Origin of the sequence: Candidatus Amarolinea dominans (genome assembly GCF_016704685.1) — a bacterium.
Classification (GTDB): Bacteria; Chloroflexota; Anaerolineae; order SSC4; family Amarolineaceae; genus Amarolinea; species Amarolinea dominans.
This window is the reverse complement of record NZ_JADIZS010000005.1, coordinates 231,399-248,873: the sequence shown is the minus strand read 5'-3', so window position 1 is coordinate 248,873 and position 17,475 is coordinate 231,399. Positions and strand designations below refer to the sequence as shown.

General features: G+C 65.1%; 15 protein-coding genes. 5 read left to right on the top strand and 10 right to left on the bottom strand.

What is annotated here, in order from left to right:
* The 5 genes from IPF85_RS05325 to uvsE all read left to right on the top strand — a co-directional run.
* Positions 1-205: type II toxin-antitoxin system RelB/DinJ family antitoxin (locus IPF85_RS05325; RefSeq protein ID WP_343407029.1), on the top strand; the 205-nt coding region annotated here is incomplete at its 5' end.
* A gap of 246 nt (positions 206-451) precedes the next feature.
* Positions 452-1,114, top strand: coding sequence for a DUF3800 domain-containing protein (locus IPF85_RS05320; RefSeq protein WP_343407028.1), 663 nt, complete (start codon positions 452-454; stop codon positions 1,112-1,114).
* Between the two features lie 298 nt (positions 1,115-1,412).
* Positions 1,413-2,309, top strand: coding sequence for a Fic family protein (locus tag IPF85_RS05315; protein WP_343407027.1), 897 nt, complete (start codon positions 1,413-1,415; stop codon positions 2,307-2,309).
* 111 nt (positions 2,310-2,420) lie between these two features.
* Positions 2,421-3,020 carry a heme-binding protein gene (locus IPF85_RS05310; RefSeq protein WP_343407026.1) on the top strand — a complete coding sequence of 200 codons (600 nt, stop codon included), beginning with the start codon at positions 2,421-2,423 and terminating at the stop codon, positions 3,018-3,020.
* Positions 3,021-3,057: 37 nt separating this feature from the next.
* Positions 3,058-4,077, top strand: coding sequence for a UV DNA damage repair endonuclease UvsE (gene uvsE, locus IPF85_RS05305; RefSeq protein ID WP_343407025.1), 1,020 nt, complete (start codon positions 3,058-3,060; stop codon positions 4,075-4,077).
* A 131-nt stretch (positions 4,078-4,208) separates the two neighbouring features.
* Here uvsE and IPF85_RS05300 read toward each other — a convergent pair whose 3' ends face one another.
* From IPF85_RS05300 to IPF85_RS05255, 10 genes are all read right to left on the bottom strand, one after another.
* Complete coding sequence (locus IPF85_RS05300; RefSeq protein WP_343407024.1) at positions 4,209-5,177, bottom strand: threo-3-hydroxy-L-aspartate ammonia-lyase; 969 nt, start codon at positions 5,175-5,177, stop codon at positions 4,209-4,211.
* Between the two features lie 32 nt (positions 5,178-5,209).
* Positions 5,210-5,686: a YbaK/EbsC family protein gene (locus IPF85_RS05295; RefSeq protein WP_343407023.1), complete on the bottom strand. Its 477-nt coding sequence runs from the start codon at positions 5,684-5,686 to the stop codon at positions 5,210-5,212.
* A gap of 878 nt (positions 5,687-6,564) precedes the next feature.
* Positions 6,565-6,963 (bottom strand): hypothetical protein, encoded by a 399-nt coding sequence (locus IPF85_RS05290; protein WP_343407022.1) that lies wholly within the window; start codon positions 6,961-6,963, stop codon positions 6,565-6,567.
* A gap of 37 nt (positions 6,964-7,000) precedes the next feature.
* Positions 7,001-7,681, bottom strand: a complete 681-nt coding sequence (locus IPF85_RS05285) for a glycosyltransferase family 2 protein (RefSeq protein WP_343407021.1) — start codon at positions 7,679-7,681, stop codon at positions 7,001-7,003.
* Entirely contained in the window at positions 7,678-8,166 is a 489-nt protein-coding gene (locus IPF85_RS05280) for a TQO small subunit DoxD (RefSeq protein WP_343407020.1), read from the bottom strand. Before IPF85_RS05280 ends, IPF85_RS05285 begins: the two co-directional genes overlap by 4 nt.
* A 212-nt stretch (positions 8,167-8,378) precedes the next feature.
* Positions 8,379-9,080, bottom strand: a complete 702-nt coding sequence (locus tag IPF85_RS05275) for a TIGR04282 family arsenosugar biosynthesis glycosyltransferase (RefSeq protein WP_343407019.1) — start codon at positions 9,078-9,080, stop codon at positions 8,379-8,381.
* Positions 9,077-9,619: an NUDIX hydrolase gene (locus IPF85_RS05270; RefSeq protein ID WP_343407018.1), complete on the bottom strand. Its 543-nt coding sequence runs from the start codon at positions 9,617-9,619 to the stop codon at positions 9,077-9,079. The genes IPF85_RS05275 and IPF85_RS05270 overlap by 4 nt, the downstream gene beginning before the upstream one ends.
* Before the next feature lie 13 nt (positions 9,620-9,632).
* Positions 9,633-11,120, bottom strand: a complete 1,488-nt coding sequence (locus tag IPF85_RS05265; protein ID WP_343407017.1) for a hypothetical protein — start codon at positions 11,118-11,120, stop codon at positions 9,633-9,635.
* Positions 11,117-12,565, bottom strand: a complete 1,449-nt coding sequence (locus tag IPF85_RS05260; protein WP_343407016.1) for a glycosyltransferase family 87 protein — start codon at positions 12,563-12,565, stop codon at positions 11,117-11,119. Before IPF85_RS05260 ends, IPF85_RS05265 begins: the two co-directional genes overlap by 4 nt.
* Position 12,566: 1 nt before the next feature.
* On the bottom strand, positions 12,567-16,907 hold the full coding sequence (locus tag IPF85_RS05255) for a tetratricopeptide repeat protein (RefSeq protein ID WP_343407015.1): 4,341 nt from the start codon (positions 16,905-16,907) through the stop codon (positions 12,567-12,569).
* Between the last annotated feature and the right edge of the window lie 568 nt (positions 16,908-17,475).

Genomic DNA, 17,475 nt, shown 5'->3' with positions numbered 1-17,475 from the left:
CGAGAACGTCTTCGAGCAATTGGGGCTTTCTACCACCCAGGCCATCACCCTTTTCTATCAGCAGGTCAAGCTCAACCGCGGCTTGCCCTTCGATGTACGCATCCCCAACGCGGTCACGCAGCGCACCTTTGCCGAGACAGATGCCGGTGAGAATATCGTCCGGTGTGAGAACCCAGAAGACATGTTTGCGCGGCTGGACATCTGATGCGCACGCCCAACACACGTAGCAGGCCAGCGTGTGCCGGCCAAACCATGTGTGTACCGATTCGCCGTGCGGGCGGCTGACGCGAGGAATTGCCGACTGTGCCCATGAACGCCGAGACAGCCGAACGGTCGAAATAGAGGTGTGCGTCATGTACTCACAAGTGTTACACTCGATACGTAGTTGGAAGAGCAACTTGCAGAGGACGCTCGACACCCAAATCCGTAAGAATCTACGCAGTTTGGGATTATGGTAGAACCTCGCTACGCTTACGCTGATGAGAGCGGCGATCCAGGATATGCGTTCAGCGCGAACTCTTCGCCGCGCTTTGTGGTGGGCGTGATCTTGCCAGAACAACCAGAACAACTCACTGATCAGTTGCTCGCAGTGCGACGTGTCCTGGGCAAGCCAGCGACCTTTGAATTTCGGTATCATCAAGCAAATGCTGCCATCCGTCAGGCATTTTTCGGCGTGATCTGCGATGAACCCATTGCCGCCCTGGTCGCGGTGATACACAAACAGTACGCGCCTGCGGATTTTAGACGATTGGGCAAGTCGGGGATCTATAGCCATGCGCTGGCCGGATTGGCGCTGCGCGCGCCGATGGGATTAGCCAACTGCAAATTGCACCTGGACGGCAGCGGAAAGCAGAGAGAATTCCTACAGGGGCTAAAATCACAGACGCGCTGGGCTTGTCGTGTTGCCAATCGTTCAGAGCAAAGTTGGCGCGACATCCGTCTTTTGGACTCAACCCACCCTCTGATTCAGTGCGCCGACATGATTACGGGGGCGGTTGCCGAACATGCCAACCACGGCGATCGGCACTGGTTCGATGTGATCTCCGCGCAGATAGTCGTACTTTGGCATGAACGCTTCGAGCAGGGCGGGAAGAAAAAAAACTCTCCCGACTAGCCCTTTCGGGCAAGCCGCCCATGGAGGGCGACGATTCGTCGAGAGAGATAAACGGCGTTACCGTTTTGTTATAATGGAGTATACATGGTTCTTCCCTTGTTGACAAATCGTGAATTGGTGTTACCATGACCATCCACCCCTACTCCGAAGATCATCTTGTCGAGCAGCCCGCCATCGAGCTTTTTGCCGCGCTCGGCGGGATGGCGTTCATTGGGGGGACTGGAAGCCTACCATGAGTTCCACATCGCCCATCTGGCAACCCCGTTACACGCTCACGCCCGCGATTGCACGCGGGCTGATGACGATCGAGTCGGCGCGCACGGTGGTGGAGACGACGCCGCTGCCGCCGGCGGTTGAAGCTGAACTGCGGCGCCGGGCGCGGGTGCGCTCCGCTCACTATTCCACGCGCATCGAGGGGAATCGCCTCACGCTCGCCCAGGCCGAGGCGGTGGTTGCCTCCAGCAAGGCGCAGTTCCACGGACGCGAACGAGATGTGCGCGAGGTGCGGAATTACTGGAACGCGTTGCTGCGCGCCGAGGAGTGGGCCGCAACGAAGGCGCCGCTGACAGAAGAGATGATCCGCCGGATGCACGCCCTGGTCGAAACGGGGCCGCGCGCCCGTCCGACCCCCTATCGCGACGGACAGAATGTCATTCGCGAATCCGGTTCGAATGCCATTGTGTATCTGCCGCCTGAGGCCACGGATGTGCCCGGACTGATGGCGGCCCTGGTCGGTTGGTTCAAATCCGCCGAGAAAGAACAGCTTCCGGCGCCCGTTGCCGCCGGCTTGATGCACTATCAGTTTGTGACCATCCATCCCTATTATGACGGGAACGGACGCACCGCCCGCCTGCTGGCGACATTGATTCTCAGCCGGGCAGGATACGGGCTGAACGGGTTCCTTTCTCTGGAGGAGCATCACGCCAGGGATTTGGAGGCCTATTACCATTCGCTGGCGGTCCATCCACACCACAACTATTACGAAGGCCGGGCAGAGGCGGATCTGACCCCCTGGCTGGAATACTTTGTCCTCACGGTGGCGACCGTCTTTTCGACGGTTAGAGAGGAAGTTATCGGCAATTTATCGGCAATTTATCGGCAACAATGCCGCACGAGGCATCATGACCACCTACCCCTGCAGCGAAAAACGCCTGGTCGAGCAGCCCGCTATCGGGTTGTTTGCCGTGCTCAGTAAGTTCAACCCCGCACTGCCGCCGGCGGCCATTGCCGCCGCCATCAACGAGCTGACCCGCAACCTGCTGCTGCCGCGTCTGCGGCCGGAGAAAATGGAGGTTTCGTAAAGCCTATGTGGATCTGGATACTGATCGGCCTGGTCGGGGCTGGTTTGCTGGCGGTCGCTTATCAGGCCGTGCGAGCCGGTTACGAGTCTGCGCCATACAAGGTGGTACGGTCGGACGGAAGAGTTGAGGTGCGCGATTACGCGGCGCTCACGGTGGTGGAGACGCCGATGGCCGCTGACAACCGCGACGGTGGCTTCTCGCGCCTGTTCCGGTTTATCAGCGGCGGGAACGAGGCCAGGCAGAAGATCGCCATGACCACGCCGGTGTTCATGGCTGGCAGCGCAACAAACGCGACGATGGCGTTCGTGATGCCGGCGAAGTTCAAGCCGGGCGAGACGCCCAAGCCGTCAGATGATGCGGTAACGGTGCGCGAGCTGCCGGCGGGGCGGTTCGCGGTGCTGCGCTACAGCGGCGGGCGCAACGCGCAGAACGAGGCGAAAGCGTTGGCGCGGTTAACGGCGTGGATGGAGGCGGCGAAGTTGCGCGCACTGTCGCCGCCGGTGTATGGTTATTTCGATCCGCCGTGGACGCCGGCCTTTCTGCGCCGCAACGAGGTGATGCTGCGGGCGGAGGAAGTTGCCGGATCGGGCAAGGTCAAGGAGTGAATCGTGGATGAGTGCAGAGTGCAGGCGAGGGTGTGACATGGTTCCAGCGAGAGAGACATCACTCCCACAGCGGCCCAACGCTTTGCGGCTTGGCCTGTGCTGCCAGTTCGTGCGCCAGCCGATCAAGTTCCGTGTGACGACGGCCACAGCGATGCTGCGCTTGCCCAGGCCGGCGCAGTTGGCGCGGCTGGCCGAGCTGTGCCGCGCCAATGCCGAGGCGCTGCTGGCCGCGCTGCAATTCTGCGCGGGTCATGGCATCGGCGCCTTCCGCATCAACAGCCAGATTCTGCCCGTGAAGACGCATCCCGAGGCGGGGTACGAGATGAATGAACTGCCGGGTGGAGCGGAAATCATTGCGCGCTTGCGCGAGTGCGGTCAGTTTGCCGGCTCGAACAATCTGCGGCTGTCGTTTCATCCGGGCCAGTTCGTGGTGCTCAATTCCCCAAACCCGATGACCCTGGCGAGTTCGCTCGCCGAACTGAACTACCAGGCCGAGATCGCGGAATGGGTCGGCGCAGATACGATCAACCTCCACGGCGGCGGTGCGTATGGCGACAAGACCGCCGCGCTGGGCGCCTTGCGCAGGAACATCGAGCGCCTGCCCACACCGGTGCGATCACGCCTCACGCTGGAGAACGACGACAAGGTGTACACGCCCTCCGATCTGCTGCCTGTCTGCGCCGACACTGGCGTGCCGCTGGCTTACGACGTGCATCATCACCGCTGCCTGCCCGACGGCCTGAGCGTGGCCGAGATCACCGAACGCGCCCAGGGGACATGGCAGGCCGAACCGCTCTTCCACATCTCCAGTCCGCTCGCAGGGTGGGACGGACCGAAGCCGGAGCGGCATCACGATTACGTCGAAGCCGGCGATTTCCCCGTGGAGTGGCTGGGTTGGCCGCTCACAGTGGATGTCGAGGCCAAAGCAAAAGAGCTGGCAGTGATCAGACTGATCGCTGATCTGAATGGCGATAACGTCCGAGTAACTGCTCAGCCTGCCTGGAATTCAGACAGGATTGACAGGATTGACAGGATATTCGAACTCTCGTGCCGATAGTTTTGCACACCACAGAGCAAGAATCCTGTACATCCTGTTCATCCTGTCCAAATCGGCCTGCAGGGTGAGCAGTTACTGCCAATGACCAAATTGCTTTGACACTGAGGTGCGTGAGCGAGGACAGATGCTGCTTAGCTGGACACCCTTGTCGTCTGCAGCCAACCCGCGGCCGCGACGAGGTCCACGTTGCCGCCGCTGAGAATGACGCCGACGCGCTGGCCCGCCAGGGCATAGCGCCGGTTGAACAGCGCGGCCAGGCCCAGCACCCCTGTCGGCTCGACCACCAGCTTGAGCCGCGTCCAGACAAAGGCCAGCGTGCGCACCAGGTCGTCGTCGCTGACGGTCAGCATCTCATCCACGTAATGCCGAATCATGGCAAAGGTCAGATCGCCCAGGCTGCCGGTGCGCGCGCCGTCGGCAATGGTCTGCGGATTGTGGCTGGTCTGCAGCACGCCGCTGTAGAAAGAGCGCGTCGCGTCGTCGCCGGCCGCGGGTTCCACGCCGATGACCCGACAGCCAGGCGCCAGGTGTTTGGCCGCCAGTGCGCAACCGCTCAGCAGCCCGCCGCCGCCGCACGGCACGAACAGATAATCCAGCGGCCCCACCTCCTCGAACAGTTCCAGGCCGGCCGTGCCCTGGCCGGCCACGATGTGCGGATGGTTGTAGGGCGGGATCAGGACATACCCGTGACGCTGCGCCAGCTCCTGCGAAATCGCCTCGCGCACGTCCGTGGCCGGATCATACAGCACGACGGCGGCGCCATAGTCACGCGTGGCGTTAAGTTTCAGCGCCGGCGCATTGTTGGGCATCACAATCGTAGCCTTGACGCCCAACAGTTGGCTCACCAGGGCGACGGCCTGCGCATGGTTGCCCGACGAATGGGTGATGACCCCGGCCGCCTTCTCCGCCGCGCTCAGCCGGCTGATCGCGTTGGTCGCCCCGCGAAACTTGAAGGCCCCCACCCGCTGCAAGTTCTCACACTTCAGAAAAATCTGGTTGCCACAGGCCGCGTCCAGCAGGCGCGAAGTCATCACCGGGGTGCGGTGGGCGACGCCGGCAATCTGCCGCGCGGCCGCTTGAACTTCCTCAAAACTGACCATCTCTCGCTCCCCTCTCACACGCTCATCCCGGCTTATGTCACCTTGATTGCCTGCCCGCCGGTCATCGGCAGCAGGTCGGCGGGCGCCAGGCGAAACACCGCGTTGGGCGTCCCGGCCGCGGCCCAAATGATGTCGTACTGCAAGAGGTCTTCATCAATGAAGATCGTCAGCGGCGCCGCATGGCCGAGCGGAGGCACGCCGCCGATGACAAAGCCCGTTTGCTGCCGCACAAAATCGGCGTCAGGCTTCTCGATCGGCTCACCGACGATAGCACGCATGGCCTTCTCATTCACCCGGTTGGCGCCGCTGGCAATGACCAGCAGCGGCCGGCCGCCGTGCCGTGTCTTGAACACCAACGACTTGGCGATCTGCCCCACCGTACAGCCCACAGCCGCGGCCGCCTCCGCCGCGGTGCGCGTCGTCTGCGCAAACTCGATCACCTCATACCCAAACCCCATACCGCGCAGCGCATCCTGCACCCGCTGCGCACTCGGTGATAGTAACTCCATGACAATGCCCCCTCGTTATTCGCCACGCGGACCCAAGGGGCCGTCGCGGAATTAGTTTTCCATCTGCGCTTCGTAGGCAAGCGTGGAACCTGGGCTATTTATTCTGTGACAGGCCCTAAGGGCAATTGCCTTTGAGTTTGGCGCACAATTTCCCGTTTTGCCAGCTCAGGTTTGCCCTGCAAGCGGTTGGGCGCATCACAAATTGGGAGCGCGTCCCGTAGGGACGCCTTGACTTGAGCCGACGATGCCCCCCGCGCCCGTCGTCCCGTAGGGACGCCTTGACTTGAGCCGACGATGCCCCCGCTCCCGTCGTCCCGTAGGGGACCCCCGACGTGCCCCCCCCCCGTCCCGACCCCCGTCGTCCCGTAGGGACGCCTTGACTTGAGCCGACGATGCCCCCCGCGCCCGTCGTCCCGTAGGGACGCCTTGACTTGAGCCGACGATGCCCCCCGCGCCCGTCGTCCCGTAGGGACGCCTTGACTTGAGCCGACGATGCCCCCCGCGCCCGTCGTCCCGTAGGGACGCTTGACTTGAGCCGACGATGCCCCCCGCGCCCGTCGTCCCGTAGGGACGCTTGACTTGAGCCGACGATGCCCCCCGCGCCCGTCGTCCCGTAGGGACGCTTGACTCGATGACGCCACCGGATGCGCCGGCGACGATACCGCGATCGCGGGAAGGAGCTCAACCGTCCCTACGGGACGGCCACGGATGGCGCCATCATTAGCTAAGGTCATGTGTCCCTACGGGACACGCTCACCCATTCCACGAGGATAGCGGCATCACCCACGAGCAGCATTTAGGGGCCGTCGCGGAATTAGTTTTCCATCTGCGCTTCGTAGGCAAGCGTGGAACCTGGGCTATTTATTCTGTGACAGGTCCTAAGTACCGGTCGCCGTTGGTACGCGTCTCCCTGATGATTGGAAATTCCAGGGGAAGGAGCCCTTCCCCTTGCAGTATCGTGGTGACAAGAGCATCAATGTCCGCTCCCCCCCCGCCTGGGATTCGTTTTCGAGGGCTTGTCCAATTTGGTGGATGACAGCGAGCGGCGGCAGCGGCAAGGCCCACAGCTCTTCCGCGTTGACCTGTGTATTGCCGTTGACAATACGAAAATAGCGATCCACCACGGAGCAATTCAAGATGGCGGAAAGCCCGATTGCCTCATGCGGCGTCAGGAATTGACCGTATTGCTTGCGCTGCAAATCAGAAGCCTGCGCCAGAACGTGCTTCCCCAGACGAGCGCTGTACTCCACAAGGTCGGTTGGCTGGTCTGCTATCACCGTAGAAGTCCCCCTGCGTGGCCGTGACAAGACCTGATCACTGCCAGGCGTACCGTAGCGTGGTTCCCAGAATATAGTACGCGGCCAGGAGGGCGCCGCGCACGGTGCCACTGACCTTCGAACGGCCGGCGTAGCGGGCACGGTAGCGCACGGCAATCTCAGTTAGCCGATAGCCCCGCCGCGCGGCTTTGACCATCATCTCGGTCGGCCAACCATAGGTCATCTCACGCATGTCCAGGGCCAGCAGCACGTCGCGGCGCACGGCCCGGAAGGGGCTGAGGTCGGTGACGGGAATACGGTAGAGGCGCTGCATGAGCCGGCTGGCCAGCCAGTTGCCGAAGCGCTGCTGCGGCGGCATGACCGACCGCGAGAGATTGCCGGCCAAGAAGCGCGAGCCAAGCACCAGGTCCGCCTGACCCGATTGGATGGGCGCCAGCAGGGCTGCCATCTCCTCCGGAAAGTCGCTGAGATCGGCGTCGAGAAAAACCATGATGTCGGCCTGGGTTGCGGCGACGCCGGCCGCGCAGGCAAAGCCGTAGCCGCGGCGATCTTCACGCACCACGCGGGCGCCGGCCGCCAGGGCACGCGCCGCGGTGTCATCGGTCGAGCCGTTGTCCACCACGATCACCTCAGCGGCCAGCCCCGCGGGAATTGCGGCCAGCACGACGCCGATGCTCTCCGCCTCGTTCAAAGCCGGAATGATGACACAAACGGTCATGGCCGACCGGAAGCGCGCGCGTCGAGGCCAAGCACGCGGCCCGCGTCGGTCAGCCAGAAGACGCCGTGCCACATCACCATCATCAGGTAACTCCAGGGCCATTCGCCGGGCACCTCGGACATGCCGATCAGGAGATTGAAGGACAGCGCCGCGCCGAGCAGCGCGCCCCAGCGCACCTTCCAGCCGAGCAGGAGCGAAAGGCCGGCCGCCAGCTCAGCCAGGAAGATCAGCCAGGCGAACAGGGTGAAATTGGGCAGCACCACCGTCTCGACGAACGCGCCGTAGGCCGCCACGACCGGATGTTGCGTCATGAGCGTCATCCAATCGGCCAGGCCGCGCACCCCCGCCGGCGGCGCAAACGTAGGCGGCAGCTTCCAACGCAGGCTGAACAGCCACAGCACCCCAATCGCCATACGCGCCAGCGCCAGCGGCCACAGCGGCGCTCCCACCCCTGCCCAGTTTCGCCAATCCAACTGTTTCTTCATCGCCTCACCTCATCCCCTCACCTCATCGGTCGGCTGACAGTCTACCAGAACATCCGCCATCTGACAAAGCCGCCCCAATCTCCACTCCCCGCCACGAATTTCACTAATTTCCACGAATTCCCGGTCTCCGATTTCCGATCTCCGCCACGAATTTCACTAATTCCCACGAATTTCCGGCCTCCAATCTCCAATCTCCGGTCTCCGATCTCCATTCATCCTTCCTTCTCCCCCCACTCCGGTCTCAACGCCGCCACCCGCGCGTACGTCTCCGGCGCGGCCTCTGGACCATCCGCGAGGATGCGGCGCAGGTCGTCGGCCACATCCACATCGTACCAGGTGGGCAGCACGTGGACGGACAACCCCAGACGCCGGGCATTGGCCATCGTTTCGCCCATGACCAGGGCCGTGCTCCAGGTGACGTTCTCGAACAGGCCGCGGTGCAAACGTGACATGCCAATCAGGTAGTAGCCGCCGTCGCTGCCCGGCCCCAACACCACATCGCACCGCGCCAGCGCGTCGAAGGCATCCACCAGGTAGCCTACTGGCAGGGTTGGCCCGTCGCTGTTCATGATGACCGCACGCTGCACGCCGGGCAAGGCCAGAAAATGACCCAGGGCATTGGGCAGGCGTTCGCCCAGGTCGCGGCCCACCTGCGGGAGCAGGCCGAAATGCGGCGGGACCAACGCCCGAAAGTAATCATCTGCATCGTCCGGCGTGAAGGCCACCACCGGATGCACGCCCCGCACCTGCGCCATCAGGCGGAAGGTGTCGAGCAGCAGACAGCGATAGATCTCCGCGGCCTCATCCGGCGCAAATCCATCATGCAGGCGGGTCTTGGTGCGTCCCGGCTCTGGCCGCTTAGCCACCGTGAGCAGCACCTGATCCAGCCCGTTCCCGCGTGAATCTGCCGTCATACGCCGTGCTGCCTGGCCGCCAGCAGGATGCCCACCACCGACATGGCGTCACGAATCTCGCTGCTCAACACCATCTGCAACGCCTGGGCCAACGGAAAGCGGCGCACCTCGAAGGATTCCGTCTCGTCGGGCGGCAGGGACTCCTCGCTCAGGTCTTCGCCGATGTAGATGTGCGCAATCTCGTAGCAAACCGATTTCGAGGTGTAGAAATCGCTGACCGGGATCAGCCGGCCCGCGCGCACGCCGGCCTCTTCCATCAGTTCCCGCTGCGCAGCCGCTGCCCACACTTCGCCCAGCTCCACGCCGCCCGTGGGAATTTCCCAGCGCTGATCTTCGCCGAAGACGTAGCGATACTGGCGCACCAGGATCACTTCACCCTCCGCAGTCACGGGCACGATGCCGACGCAGTGACCGAAAGTCACCACGCCGTAGATCGTCGTGCGGCCGTCGGGCATGGCCGCAATATCCTCGCGCACGCTCATCCATTTGTTTTCATAGACCGGCCGGCTCGACACCGTGGTCCAGGGTTTGATTGTCATTCTTCAACCTCCGTCATGAACTGTGTTTGTCTTGCGTCCCCGCGCCCTGGCGTCCCTGCGTTCGCGTCGCGTCGTGATGCAGACCCTGCCGCGCCTTGAGCAGCCAGAACCCCAACGGCGGCGCAATGACCATCAGCGCAGCGGCGACGTTCTGCTGCCAGTACGGCACGAGCGGCGGCCAGTGCGCACCAAAGACCAGGCTGAAGAGCAGGTACTTGAACCAGGCCGTCGTGCTGAGCAGGAAGAGCACCGGCGCCAGCCGCGAACGGGGGTGCAGCGCCAGCAGCGGCCAGACCCAGGCCAGGTACCAGGTCTGAAACCAGGCGGTTGCCAGCAGCAGGATGGCGAGGAGCAGATGGGCCACGGCCAGGGTGAACGAGCGCGCCGGCGCGCGCCACAGCCGCCACACGCCCAGGCCCACCAGCCCGGCCAGAACGGCCTGCCCCAGGTGAGCCGCGCTGGCGTTGGCGGTTTCCACATCGGCCCAGGCGCTGATGATCTCGCGCACGAGCGCGAGGATGGATGTGGTGTTGAGACCGCTGCGCTGCGCCAGGCGCAGGGGGTCGGCCAGCGGCCAGAAGGGCCGGTAGCAGAGCCAGGCCAGCAGCAGGCTCAGCGCCAGGCCGACTGCCAGTTGGCGGACCGCCTGACGCCAGCCCAGGCGGCGCACGGCGGCTGTCGCCAGCAGGGGCATGATGAGCAGGGGGACGAATTTCACCAGCGCGCCGGCCGTGAGCGCGGTCAGGGCCAGGTCGAAGCGGCGGCGTTCGGCCAGAGCGACGGCCAGCAGCAGGCCCAGCACCATCCACAGATCGTTGTGCGCGTTGCCGGCGATGTCGAACAGGAGCAGGGGGTTCCAGAGGAGCAGGAAGAGGGCTTGCTGCACCGCCAGCGGGGAGCGCCGGCGCTGCCAGACCAGCCAGGCGGTCAAGGCGCTGACCAGGGCCAGGCTGAGCAGCGCCTGCGCCTTCATCAGCAGGATGCCAGTCCAGAGATCGCTCGCGGCCAGGCGCGCCAGTCCGGCCGCCATGATCTCCCAGAGCGGGCCGTAGGCCGAGGGGAAGAAGCGCCAGGCGGCGTAGCGCACAAACGGATCGGACGCAAACTGCCCCGGAAACTGGGTGAAGGGGTTGGCGTCATGAAAGACGGTCAAATGCCCCAGCGCCAGATAATCGAACAGGTCGCCTGCGGTCAGCGGGTAGGTGAAGACCAGGCAGAGGGCGACGGCCAGCGGCACGGCGAGCAAGATCGGCCAGGAAACGGGCGCCCGGGCGCGTGACACAATGCGCCAACCAACCAGGAAGATGCCGCTCACCAGGGCAATGGAGATTGCAACCCCCAACCACACGCCGAACCGATTGGCGGTCAGTTTTGCCAGGTCAAGCAGGGGCGTGCGGTAGAAGCTGGCGAGGGCGAACGCGCGCCAGCCCAGCAGCGCGCTGCCCAGCCAGAGCAGGCCAAGCAGGCCAAGCTGTTGCGATGCGGAAAGTCGTCTGGTCAACGGTGGACTCCCCGCCGGCGCCAGGCGTGGCCGGCCAGGAAGAGCAGCAGGACGCCATACTGCGCCCAGATGGCCCACGGAACCGGATGCCAGGTGATGAAGAAGGTGTAGGAGAGGGCCGTCAGCCCTGTGAAGAGCAGCCAGCCGGTCGGCGCGTCCAGGGCCAGCCCCCAGCGGCCGCGGCGCAGATCGAGGGCCAGGAGCGGCATGACCATGAGCAGATACCAGGAGAACAAGTTCTGTGACAGCACGAAGAAAACAGTCATCACGGCCCAGGCGCGACGCCGCGCGGTGGCCGGCCGATTCAGCGGCTGCCAGAGCGTCCATGCCGCCAGCAGCGCCAGGAAGAGCAACTGCCAGCTTTGCACGACCCGCCAGGAGGGCATCTCCGGCCCGCCAATGGCTTCCAGCCCACGGGCGATGAGCGCGGCCGGCCCGGTATTGAAACGCTCGTTCAAGTAGTTGGGCAAGAAGCCCAGGACGCTGCCGCCGCGGCCGATGAAAAGGGCATAGCCGGCCGCCACTGTGCCCGCAAAAGCGAGGGGTGCTTTGACATCGCGCCGCGTCCACAGCAGCGGCAGGAAGAAGGCCGGATAGAGCTTGAGCAGGGCAGCGATGCCCAGGCTGAAACCGAGCAGCGCGGGGCGCCGCTTCTCGAAGGCCAGCCAGGCCACCACCAGCGGCGCTAACACCAGCGCGTCCATGTGCCCGCTGCCGGCCACTTCGAAAACAGCCAGGGGACTCCAGGCCAGGATGAGCAGGCGCAGAAGGCTCAGGCGCTGACGGCGCAGCCAGAGGGCCAACGGGACCAGGGCGCTCAACTCGGCCAGCGTCAGCGCAGTTTTGGTCCAGGTCACGCTGTCCGGGTGCAGGCGATAGATGGCGAGAAAGGCCAGTTGTGCGGCGGGCGGGTAGATCGTGATGGCCGTCTTGCGGTTGATGTAGCGCCAGATGGTGTTGTCGTTGCGGCGCAGGAAGGTCAACTCAGAGGCCGCGGGGGTGTAGCGGTAGGGGCTGAGGCCCGCAGCCTGCACGCGGCCATCCCAGATGTAGCGGTACATGTCGTCCGAGAGGGTTGGCCGCGTCGGCAGCAGGATGACACGGAAGGCCACGGCGCTCAAGAGGATGATGAAGAGCCAGGCGACCGGTGTGGCCGCGCCCTGAGTTTTTTCCAGGCGCAACACGAGGATCACCGCGGCCAGATAGAGTACAAAGAGCAGGCCAAAATAGAACAGAAATTGCGGCACCACACGGCGCAGATCAGGCGCCTGTGCGGCCTGACGGTAGAGGAGCAGACTGGCCGCGGCGATCAAGAGCAGCAGGAATGCCGGGGCCAGGGGGAGGGAGAGAGAGAGCGATTGAAATCGCGCCTCATGGGCGTGCCGCCGGGCGTCCACCTCCGTGGACGCAATGCCGGTCGGCGCAGCAGGCGATTGAAATCGCACCTCATGGGCGTGCCGCCGGGCGTCCACCTCCGTGGACGCAATATCGGTCGGCGCAGGTCGGCGCAGGCCGACCTGGCGGCGGAACGCCCCTGCGCCCCGAATTCATTCGGCGGCAGAGATCGGTCGGCGCAGGCCGACCTGGCGGCGGAACGCCCCTGCGCCCCGAATTCATTCGGCGGCCGCCGACCTGGCGGCAGACCCCTCGCCCCAATTCATTCGGCGGCAGATCGGTCGGCGCAGGCCGACCTGGCGGCGGAACGCCCCTGCGCCCCGAATTCATTCGGCGGCAGAGATCGGTCGGCGCAGGCCGACCTGGCGGCGGAACGCCCCTGCGCCCCGAATTCATTCGGCGGCAGAGATCGGTCGGCGCAGGCCGACCTGGCGGCGGAACGCCCCTGCGCCCCGAATTCATTCGGCGGCAGAGATCGGTCGGCGCAGGCATCGCCAGGCCCAGGCGCGCGAGGATGGTCACTTCCAGCAGGGCGGCGCTGTCGCTGCCGAGTTGTTGACGGTAATCGGCCAGCAGGGCCAGGGCCTGTTGATAGGCAGTTGCGGCTGCGGCCGCGTCGCCGGCCGTCAGGGCCAGGTCGCCGCGGCGGGCCTGGGCATCGGCATTTCCCGGCCACGCGGTCAGGCTGGCGCTGAGCGCGTCGATGGCCGCGGCCGGCCGGCCGTTCGCCGCGACGATCTGCGCCAGGCCGGCGTGGGCCAGAGATTGAAACAAAGGCGTTGTGTTCGAGATGGCGACCACCGCTTGCAGTTCCGAGACGGCGGTTTCAGTCAGTCCGGTGCGCCAGGCGTAGTCGCCGGCCACCAGGTGCGCGTAGGCGTCGGTGGCGGGCGCGGCCTGTAAACCGGCGTAGAGGTCAGCCGCGGACTGCTGCCGGCCCTGCGCTTCGTAGTAGGAGGCCAGCACGCCTTGATAGAAGCTGACCGTGGGCGCCAGGCGCGCGGCGTCCTCGGCCACCTGCACCGCGCTCGTGACCTGGCAGCGCTTATATTCGACAAAGGCCAACGCGGTGTGCGTGGACGGATTGTTCGCAGCCTGATCGTCCTCGCCGATGGCCTGCCGGTAGGCGTCCGCGGCCGCGTCGAGCTGGCCTTGCTGCAGGTAGACATCGCCCAGGCTGGCGTGCGCCAGGGCATCATGTGGATTGAGCGCCAGCGCCTGCTTGATTTCGGCCACGGCCGCGTCCAACTGTCCCTGCTGCACACGCACCAGCCCCAGGTAGAGATGCGTGCTGGCGTCCTCCTGCCGCGCCAGGGCCGCGGCATAGGTGGCGGCCGCGTCACCCCACTGCTGCAGGCGCTCGTACGCGTGCGCCAGGGCCAGGTAGTTGGTCAGAGCGTCAGGTTCCAGGGTCAGCGCCTGGCGATAGCTGGCCGCGGCGTCGGCGAACGCGCCCTGGTCGAAGTAGACGCGGCCGAGGGTGAAAAAAGCCGCGGCCAGGGTTGGGTCGCGACGCGTGGCCTCCTGCAAAGCGGTCTGCGCCGCGGGCAGGTCGCCCAGTTGCCAGCGCAGCGCGCCGAGGACATACCAGGCGTCAGCGCGCCGTGGGTTGATCGCCAGCGCCGCTTGATAGGCGGTTGCGGCCTGCGCCAAATCCTGCTGCTGGTAGTAGACCTGCCCCATCAGCAGATGCGCGGCCTCCTGGCAGGGGGTCAGGCGGCTGGCTGCCTGCATCTCGGTCAACGCGTCCTGGAATTTCTGCTGTTGGCTGTAGAGAATGCCCACAAGCAGGCGCGGGTCAGGATCGTCCGGCGCGGCCTTTGCCCAGGCCTGGTACGCGGCCAGGGTCTGCTCCGTTTGCCCGCCGGCGTAGTAGGCATTGCCCAGGCCGTGCAACACGTTGGGATTCGTGGGCGCCTGTTTTGCAGCCGCCTGGAAGGTCGCCAGCGCGGCGGCGTTATCGCCCGCGGCCAGGTAGGCATCACCCAGCGCCACCTGGGCGGCGATCGGGTCGGCGGCGGTGGTTACGCTTGCCTGGCGCAGTTGCAAGGCCTGACGCCGCGCGGCGGCCGCCACATCAGGCTGGCCCGCGCTCCCGGCAATCGTCGCCAGCAGCGCCTGCGCTTGCGCGCTGTCGGGCTGCAAGGCCACCGCTTTTTGGGCAATGGGCAGGGCGGCCGCGGCATCGCCGGCCTGGAAGGTCAACTCGGCCAGCAGCCGCTGGCTGGACGCGTCCGCGGGGCGCAGGCGCGCGGCCGCGGCCGCCTGCGCCAGGGCCGGCTCGATCTGCCAGGCTGGCGTGCATTGTTCGCTGTAGGCCAGGGCCAGGTTGACGTGCGCCTCGTAGAAGTCGGGCTGCAGGGCCAGCGCCTGCTCCAGATCGCTCACGGCGGCGTCCACCTGCCGGGTGCGGTAATGAATGGCCGCGCGCTGAAAATGGATCGTTTCGCGGCCCACCAGAAAGTCAGCGCTGGCCTGCGCGTTGGCCAGGGCTTTGTCAAAAAAGACCAGCGCCTGGGGCAGGTCGCCCTGGGCGTAGAAGACATAGCCGAGCAGCGCGGTGGAGACGTAGGCCATTTGCTGCGGGCCATCCTTGACGAACAGATCAATGGCCGGAATGGTGGCCGGCGCATGCACGAAGCGTGTCACATCGCGCACGGTGGGCGCGGCGACCACAGCCTGACGGTTGGCGCCGGCGGCCGCAGCGAGGAGCGGCGTCAGTGCCACCGTCGTGTGCTGAAACAGCGGCACATCGGCGATCTCCACCTGTGGGCTGACCCCGGCGTCGTCATACCAGCCCCAAATGAGCAGCGCGGCCTTCCTGTCACGCGCACGCGCCAACGCGGTGGCGGCATCAGGCACGACCTCGCGCAGGCGCACGATCTGCACATCGGCCGCCGCCGCGGCCAGGTCGGTCGCCAGCGCCTGCTCGATGCGGCGGGCAAAGTCAATCTGGCGGCTCGATTGGCTGCCGTCGAACTCGGCGACGGCAATGATGAAGCGCGACGGCGGCTGCCAGCGATCCATGATCGTCCACGCACCATAGGCCAGGCCCAGGGTGGTGATGACGGCCAGGCCGATGGCCGCACGGCGGCGCAGGGCCGGCGTGGGCGCGCGGCGGGCCGCGAGAAACATCAGCAGGCCGGCGGCAATGACCAGCGGAGCCACCAGGTAAGGCCAGACGGCTAACAGCGGCGCCAGGGGTCGGGTGAAGAAGTTGAAGAATTCGACCACGAATTGCAGTGCGGCAAACAGCACGCTAATCGCCACCAGGAGTGAGGCCAGGCGCTGACGACGGTCGTGCGCCGGGTCGTAGGAGATGATGTCACGTCCCACCAAGGGCGCCACCCAATCCGCGGCTTTGACCAGGCGACCGGCCACGTCCGCTGGTTTGGCGGGGGGCGGTGGCGCGGCCGCGATCTGAACGGGAGCGACGGCGGCAGGTTCGGGCCGCGCCAGCGCGGCGCCGGGTAGCTGAGCGGCGGGCCGGTTGCTCTCCGGACCGGACGGCGGCGGTTCGGCCAGGGTGGCGCTTTCCTGGAAGTCGGCTTCGGTGGCCGGCGCTGTTTCTTCAGCCTGCGCCGCTTCGAGGGCGGCGAGCAGAGCGCTGGCGGAGGCAAAGCGGGCAGCCGGCGCTTTGGCCAGGGCTTGCAGGAGAACGGCTTCGACAGCCGGCCTGAGACTCGGGTTGAGGGTGCGCGGCGCGGGCGGTGGGGTCTGCAAGTGCTGCATGAGCACCCCGCTCAAGGAATCACCGCTGAAGGGCACCTGGCCGGTGAGCATCTGGTAGAGCACGATGCCCAGGGCGTAGAGGTCGGCGGCTGGGGTCACGGGGCCGCCGCCGGCCTGTTCGGGCGACATGTAGGCGGGCGTGCCGACAACGCTGCCGGCCATACTCAACTGGGCGTTGTCACCCAAGATTTTGGCGACACCAAAATCGCTGATCACGGCCTGCCCGTCACGTGTGAAGAGGATGTTGCCGGGCTTGATGTCACGATGGACAGCCCCCTGCGCGTGGGCGTAATCGAGCGCCGCGGCCACAGGGCGCAGCAGGGTCACAGCCTCGGCTGGCGCACAGGGCACGCCGCGCTGGGCCAGACGCTCTTTGAGTGAGCCGCCCTCCAGATACTCCATCACCATGTAGAACTGATCGTCCTGCGTGTCGAAATCGAACAACTGCACGATGGCGGGGTGGCGCAGGGAGGCAACCAGGCGCGCTTCCCGGGCAAAGCGCGCACTCGCCTCTGGATCGTGGGCCAGGTGCGCCAGGAGCACCTTGATCGCGACCCGTCGCTGCAGGCGTGGCTCAAGCGCCAGGTAGACTTCGGCCTGGCCGCCGCTGCCCAGGTGTTCGATGGTCTGATATTTACCAAAGTTGGTTGTGGTTGTCACGATCACGAGTCCTGCTCAGCGGGCGGTCAGTTCGAGCTTCAGGCGTATCTTGACGTCGTTGTCTACGTACAAGGCGCCGTGAACCTGCTGCACGGGGTGAATTTCGGGTATTTTCTCAATAATCCGGGGTAGGGGCATGATCTGCACTGGTCAGACACAGGTGCTAAGATCGTTATTCAACGCAAAGTCGCAAGGACTCGAAGGGCGCAAAGCAAGGTCAGAAAAAGCCTTTGCGTCTCTACGTCCTTGCGCCCTTGCGTTAAAACTTATGTCTTTTGCCCGGTGTCTCTTTCGTATCTTCTCGATCACCCGGGGTGCGCCCCTACAAATTGAGAAGATACGCTAAAAGCTCCATGCAGTTCTGTGGCGCCTCCTGCCAATCGTGGTTGTGCAGCCGCAACGATGATTTGCGATGGACTGAACCTTACCATAAGGCGCCGCGGATGCAAAAAACCGGCAGTTCCATAATGTAGGTACAGAGTTGATTCGTTGTACGAGCCGGCTGAGCCGTTGGCGTTGCAGACTAAGTTAAGCCCGCCGGGCGTCGAGGGAGCGGTGACGTCGCGGC

What these genes read in the sequence shown, in the direction of transcription:
- IPF85_RS05320 (WP_343407028.1), top strand. Translation starts at nt 452, where the DNA reads ATGGTAGAACCTCGCTACGCTTACGCTGATGAGAGCGGCGATCCAGGA.
- IPF85_RS05315 (WP_343407027.1), top strand. Translation starts at nt 1,413, where the DNA reads ATGACGATCGAGTCGGCGCGCACGGTGGTGGAGACGACGCCGCTGCCG.
- IPF85_RS05310 (WP_343407026.1), top strand. Translation starts at nt 2,421, where the DNA reads ATGTGGATCTGGATACTGATCGGCCTGGTCGGGGCTGGTTTGCTGGCG.
- uvsE (WP_343407025.1), top strand. Translation starts at nt 3,058, where the DNA reads ATGGTTCCAGCGAGAGAGACATCACTCCCACAGCGGCCCAACGCTTTG.
- IPF85_RS05300 (WP_343407024.1), bottom strand. Translation starts at nt 5,177, where the DNA reads ATGGTCAGTTTTGAGGAAGTTCAAGCGGCCGCGCGGCAGATTGCCGGC.
- IPF85_RS05295 (WP_343407023.1), bottom strand. Translation starts at nt 5,686, where the DNA reads ATGGAGTTACTATCACCGAGTGCGCAGCGGGTGCAGGATGCGCTGCGC.
- IPF85_RS05285 (WP_343407021.1), bottom strand. Translation starts at nt 7,681, where the DNA reads ATGACCGTTTGTGTCATCATTCCGGCTTTGAACGAGGCGGAGAGCATC.
- IPF85_RS05280 (WP_343407020.1), bottom strand. Translation starts at nt 8,166, where the DNA reads ATGAAGAAACAGTTGGATTGGCGAAACTGGGCAGGGGTGGGAGCGCCG.
- IPF85_RS05275 (WP_343407019.1), bottom strand. Translation starts at nt 9,080, where the DNA reads ATGACGGCAGATTCACGCGGGAACGGGCTGGATCAGGTGCTGCTCACG.
- IPF85_RS05270 (WP_343407018.1), bottom strand. Translation starts at nt 9,619, where the DNA reads ATGACAATCAAACCCTGGACCACGGTGTCGAGCCGGCCGGTCTATGAA.